This is a genomic window from Butyribacter sp. (assembly GCF_056818865.1).
In genome coordinates this window covers 20,815-27,276 of the sequence record NZ_DBLYGC010000033.1, presented here as the reverse complement: position 1 = coordinate 27,276, position 6,462 = coordinate 20,815, and the positions used below count along the sequence as shown (strand labels likewise).

Below are 6,462 nucleotides of genomic sequence, written 5' to 3'. Positions count from 1 at the left end.
AGCAGGAGATTTTGTTAAAAAACCTCCCACAAAATCAATCAAATTTAAAAGCCAATGGAATTTACTCTTGCACTGGAATTTACTTTTTCAAGTCAGCTTTTTGCGTTAAAACCCCGGCAGAAATGATTATTCTTGTCTCCAGACCATTTTGAAAAAGCTCTTTTTCTGCTTCTTTTACATCCACATACTCGTCATACCGTCCGTGGCAGACATTATAAGTATGTCCGCTCTTTTCAATAAAACAGTCATAACCGAGTTTTTGTACGTTTTTTGCAAGATTATCTGCATTTTCATAGTGCCTGAATGCTCCAACCTGAACAGAAAACTTCTCAGCAACATTTTTAATGTCCGGTTTTGTTTCGACAATATCTTCCGATATAACATCAACTCCTGTACCTGCCGCCCCCGATACAGTCTTTACGATAGCATCTGCTATTCCTTTAGCTATATCATCGTTTTTCTCGTCAAACAGGTCATTATCCGCCTCCGTATTTATGAAACCTGTTTCCACCAATACGGCTGGCATCCTTGTTCCCCTTAATACTGCAAGATTCGGTCTTTCTATTATTCCAAGGTCTTTAAAACCGACTTTCACCAATTCTTTGTTTATATTCTTTGCCATAACAAGAGGTATACCCTCTGCCTGATATACAAGCGTCTGAATACCTGAATATGTATCAGGCTCAGGGCTTGAATTTCTGTGAAATGACACGAAATAATCTGCGTCACTTCTATTTGCTATCCCTGCTTTCTGATTTGGGTTCTGATAAATATCCTCTGTTCTTGTATAGATAACATTTACGCCCCTGTTTTCAAGATACTGGCCTACTTTAAGCGTCAGGCTCAGATTATCGTCTTTTTCTTTTCTCCCGTTAAACATTGCACCATTGTCAAAGCCGCCATGACCGGCATCAAGCATAACTGTAGCCAAATCTTCCACCTCAAAAACTTTTTGTATCTATTATATTCATAAAAAACAAAGAATTTACAAAAAAATCAGTTTTTCTTAAATTCGAGAAGTTCAAGCCCCTCGTTATCTTCCAATACCATTCTTATCATCCACTCATTGACAAACAACAGTAAAGGATTTCCCTTCATATCTTTTACTGCCTTTACATTGTTCATTCTCTTAAGCTTTGTGACATCCGTAGAAGGGTCACCAACCCATCTTATATACTCATACGGAAGTGATTCAAGACGTATCTCACAGCCGTATTCATTTTCAAGACGATATTTGAGTACATCAAACTGAAGCACACCCACGACACCGACTATTATCTCAGACATACCTGCCGTAAACTCCTGAAATATCTGTATTGCACCTTCCTGGGCAATCTGTGTAATCCCCTTTACAAACTGCTTACGTTTCATTGAATTAAGCTGGATAACTCTGCAGAAATGCTCAGGTGCAAATGTAGGAATGCCCTCATACTCATATTTATGTCCCGGCATTGTTATCGTATCTCCGATAGAGAATATGCCAGGGTCAAACACCCCTATAACGTCACCCGCATATGCCTCCTGTATAACCTGTCTGTCCTGCGCCATTATCTGCTGCGGCTGTGAAAGTTTAAGTTTTCTTCCGCTCTGTACATGATATACATCCTTGTCCGCATCAAATTTACCTGAGCACACACGCATAAATGCAATTCTGTCTCTGTGCGCTTTATTCATATTTGCCTGAATTTTAAATACAAATGCAGAAAACGGCTCTGTAATCGGGTCAATAAGTCCTTCATTTGACATTCTCGGAAGTGGTGATGATGTCATCTCCAAGAAATATTTAAGAAAAATTTCTATACCGAATGTATTTAATGCAGAACCAAAAAATACAGGTGAGAGTTCTCCCTTGCTTACTTTATCCATATCAAGTTCATCACTCGCCCCGTCCAAAAGCTCGATTTCTTCTACAAGCTGTTCATAGAGATTATCAGGGACTATCTTCTTTAATTCCGGATCATCTATTGAATAATCTGTCTCTGCCGCTGACTTTGCGCCGCCTGTTGAAACTGCCTCAAAAGTTCTTACTGTTTTTGCTTTTCTGTCAAATATCCCTTTAAACTCTTTACCCGAACCAATAGGCCAGTTTATAGGACATGTTCTTATTCCCAAAACCGTTTCTATATCGTCAAGAAGTTCAAATGAATCTTTTGCGTCTCTATCCATTTTGTTGATAAATGTAAATATAGGAATATGACGCATCACGCAAACCTTAAACAGCTTTATTGTCTGTGCCTCAACACCCTTTGACGCATCAATAACCATCACTGCCGAATCCGCTGCCATAAGTGTTCTGTAAGTATCTTCCGAGAAGTCCTGATGTCCCGGTGTATCAAGGATATTTATGCAGAAACCATCATAATTGAACTGCATAACCGATGATGTAACAGAAATCCCACGTTCCTTTTCTATTTCCATCCAATCTGATACAGCATACTTTGAATTGGCTTTTCCTTTTACCGAACCCGCCGTATTTATCGCCCCTCCATAAAGGAGAAACTTCTCAGTAAGTGTTGTTTTACCTGCATCAGGATGAGAAATTATCGCAAAAGTTCGTCTTTTCTCAATTTCTGATTTTATATTATCTGCCATTATTACCTCATTTCCGCAAAAAATTACAGCTCACATATTTGTGTGTGAACCGTAATCTTCTACCCTGCATTTTTTATTTTTTAATCATTTTCCTAAAACAATGTTCCGCATTTTTCATACATATATTTTTCAGAAAATTTTATGTATCAGTATTACATCTGCTCGATATAAGCTTCGTAACCTATTTTGCCAAGCTTCTCGTCTTTTGCTACTACCTGCTCCTGAAGCTCAGTTTTGTAACTTGCAAGTTTGTCTCTAAGCTCCTTATCTGAGATAGAGAGCATTTTTGCTGCCAAAATAGCTGCATTTGCCGCTCCGTTTATAGCCACTGTTGCAACTGGTATTCCTGAAGGCATCTGTACAATTGAATAAAGTGAGTCAACTCCTCCGAGTGACTTTGTATGAATAGGAACTCCTATTACAGGAAGTGGAAACATTGCTGCACACATTCCCGGAAGATGAGCCGCACCGCCGGCTCCTGCTATAATAACATCAATGCCTTTACTCTCTGCACTTTTTGCATATTCCACGAACACATCCGGTTCTCTGTGCGCTGAGATTACTTTCATCTCATAATCAATACCAAACTTTTCAAGCATTGCTGCTGCCTTTGACATAATCGGTAAATCTGAATCGCTTCCCATTAAGATACTTACTTTAGCCATTTTGTATTTCCTCCATTGTTTAAAATATTATCATTGTTTAAAATATTATACAGGTATCTGCATTCCTGTCTGCTTTAAAGTAGAAACTCTGACAAAATATAATTACTTAAATCAATCCCTTTATCTGTCAGGTAAATTCTATCACTATTATCATTTTCAGACAATAGGTTATTTTTTATAAATTTATCTATCACATCACCGTAAATTTCATCAATACTGTAATCAAACCTGTTTTTAAACTCTGTTTTTGACACACCGATGCACTTTCTTAGACCGACAAACATAAATTCTTCCATCTTTGCTTTTGGGGTCAGCTTTTCATAAGTTTCAGTTCTTTTCTTTATGTCTCCGTCAAAATCATCAATATTTTTTATCTGCAATCCGGGTTCTTTTGTGATTTCAAAATACTTCTCTAAATCTGAATAATTTGAAAATCTTGCCCCTTCAAAGCATGACGAAGCACCAAGCCCTATCCCGATATAATCCTCAAGAGTCCAGTAGACGAGATTATGCTTACATTCTCTGTCTTTTTTACAATAGTTTGATATTTCATATCGGTGATAACCATTTTCTTCAAGGATTTTTTTTGTATAAGAATACATCTGTCTGTCCGTATCTTCATCGGCAATATCAAGAACTCCATCCTCGTGCATTTTATAAAAGACCGTTCCCGGCTCAAGTATAAGACTATACGAAGAAATATGTTCAGGTTTCAATGAAACAACACGCTCAAGCGTTTTTTTGTAACTCTCAAAACTCTGCTTAGGAATGTCACTCATTAAATCTATATTTATATTATTAAAACCCGCATCCCTGAGCAGATGATAACTTTCAAGAAATTCATTGTAGGTATGAATTCTTCCAAGAAGTTTAAGTTCCTCATCAATGCTGCTTTGAAGTCCGAGACTTACTCTGTTTACACCCATCTTCCTAATAGCATAAATCTTTTCTTCGTCAAGAGTCCCGGGATTTGCTTCTATCGTAAACTCTGCATTATCGTCAATATCAAACTGCTTTATAATATCTCCAAGAAGTTTAAGTTCCAAAGCTGAAAGGCAGGTCGGTGTTCCACCGCCGATAAAAACCGTTCCTATCCTGTATCTGCCACAAAGAATTTTCTGCCAGTAAAGAGCCTCTCTATGTAAAGCTTCAAGATAGGTGCGCTTTATGCTTTCATCTGCACTAAACGAAAGGAAATCACAATAATTACACTTTTTTACGCAAAACGGTATGTGGACATATAACGCAATCTGTTTTTGCATTTCCAATTATCTCCCCAAAAATTCATCAAAGAATTGCAATCCTTTGGTAAATCACCCTGCTAACAATAATATCTCAGTTTTCAGATATATTATTTTACTCCTCGTCAAGTTTCAATACACTCATAAATGCCTGCTGTGGAATTTCTACATTTCCAAACTGACGCATTCTCTTTTTACCCTCCTTCTGTTTTTCAAGAAGCTTTCTCTTTCTTGAAATATCACCGCCGTAACATTTCGCAAGTACATCTTTTCGCATCGCTTTTACTGTTTCTCTCGCAATTACTTTTCCGCCGACAGCAGCCTGAATAGGTATTTCAAAAAGCTGTCTCGGTATCTCATTCTTGAGCTTCTCACACATCTTTCTTCCACGCTCATACGCTGTGTCAGCATGAAGGATAAATGAAAGTGCATCTATTTCTTCTTTATTTATAAGAATATCAAGTTTCACAAGTTTTGAAGGAACATATCCTTTCATTTCATAATCGAGTGAGGCATAACCTCTCGAACGTGATTTAAGTGCATCAAAGAAATCGTAAATAATCTCATTAAGCGGAAGGTCATATTTAAGAAGTGCTCTTGATTCTTCCATATATTCCATTCCAATATAAACACCTCGTCTTTCCTGACAAAGCGTCATTATTGCACCCACAAATTCCTTTGTAACCATAATCTCTGCCGAAACCATCGGTTCCTCCATGTGCTCAATCTCTGACGGGTCAGGAAGGTTTGACGGATTTGTGACCTCAACCATTTCTCCATTTGTCTTGTAAACATGATATATAACACCCGGTGCTGTTGTGACAAGATCAAGATTGTACTCCCTTTCAAGCCTCTCCTGAATAATTTCAAGGTGTAAAAGACCAAGAAAACCACATCTGAAACCAAATCCAAGAGCAATTGAAGTCTCAGCTTCAAACTGCAGTGCGGCATCGTTTAACTGAAGTTTTTCAAGTGCATCCCTAAGGTCAGGATATTTGGCACCATCTGCCGGATATAAACCGCAATAAACCATAGGCTGTACTTTCTTGTATCCTGGAAGTGCCTCATCACAAGGATTTTCTGCAAGGGTAACTGTATCACCCACTCTTGTATCACCAACATTTTTAAGGCTTGCCGTAACATATCCAACCATTCCGGCTGAAAGTTCGTCAGATGGTATAAACTGTCCTGCCCCAAAAATTCCAACCTCCACAACATCTGCCTTTGCACCTGTTGCAAGCATCTTTATCTCATCGCCTTTTTTTACGCAGCCGTCAAATATACGGCAGAATATTATAACGCCTTTATACGCATCATATAACGAGTCAAATATAAGAGCCTTTAACGGCTTGTCAATGTCACCTGACGGTGCAGGTATCTTTTTGACAATCTGCTCTAACACCTGGTCTATATTTGTTCCCATCTTTGCTGAAATAAGCGGTGCATCTTCTGCATCAAGACCTATAACGTCCTCTATTTCACTCTTAACCCTCTCCGGCTCCGCACTCGGAAGGTCAATCTTATTTATGACAGGCATTATCTCAAGGTCATGGTCAAGCGCAAGATAACAATTTGCAAGTGTTTGTGCCTCTATACCTTGTGCCGCATCAACTATAAGGATGGCGCCCTCGCATGCCGCAAGGCTTCTTGAAACCTCATAGTTAAAATCCACATGTCCCGGTGTATCAATAAGATTAAATATATACTCCTCACCGTCATTTGCTTTATAAACGATACGAACTGTCTGTGCCTTTATGGTAATGCCACGCTCTCTCTCAAGTTCCATATTATCAAGAACCTGCGCCTGCATCTCTCTGCTTGTAAGAAGCCCCGTTTTTTCGATAATACGGTCTGCAAGTGTGGATTTGCCGTGGTCAATATGTGCTACGATACAAAAATTTCTGATATTGGACTGTTTAATTCTCTCCATTGTATTCCTCCGCTGTTTTTTTCCATTGCTTTTT

General features: G+C 38.5%; 5 protein-coding genes. All 5 read right to left on the bottom strand.

Annotated features, from left to right (window positions below):
• Positions 1-79 precede the first annotated feature (79 nt).
• A complete protein-coding gene (locus ACZLXV_RS12500) occupies positions 80-940 on the bottom strand; it encodes an N-acetylmuramoyl-L-alanine amidase (protein WP_482383633.1) in 861 nt (286 codons plus the stop codon).
• A 56-nt stretch (positions 941-996) separates the two neighbouring features.
• On the bottom strand, positions 997-2,592 hold the full coding sequence (locus ACZLXV_RS12495) for a peptide chain release factor 3 (RefSeq protein WP_367335894.1): 1,596 nt from the start codon (positions 2,590-2,592) through the stop codon (positions 997-999).
• Positions 2,593-2,744: 152 nt separating this feature from the next.
• Positions 2,745-3,257: a 5-(carboxyamino)imidazole ribonucleotide mutase gene (gene purE / locus ACZLXV_RS12490; protein WP_022224935.1), complete on the bottom strand. Its 513-nt coding sequence runs from the start codon at positions 3,255-3,257 to the stop codon at positions 2,745-2,747.
• Between the two features lie 74 nt (positions 3,258-3,331).
• A complete protein-coding gene (hemW, locus tag ACZLXV_RS12485; protein WP_482383632.1) occupies positions 3,332-4,519 on the bottom strand; it encodes a radical SAM family heme chaperone HemW in 1,188 nt (395 codons plus the stop codon).
• Between the two features lie 94 nt (positions 4,520-4,613).
• Positions 4,614-6,428, bottom strand: a complete 1,815-nt coding sequence (lepA, locus tag ACZLXV_RS12480) for a translation elongation factor 4 (protein WP_022224937.1) — start codon at positions 6,426-6,428, stop codon at positions 4,614-4,616.
• Between the last annotated feature and the right edge of the window lie 34 nt (positions 6,429-6,462).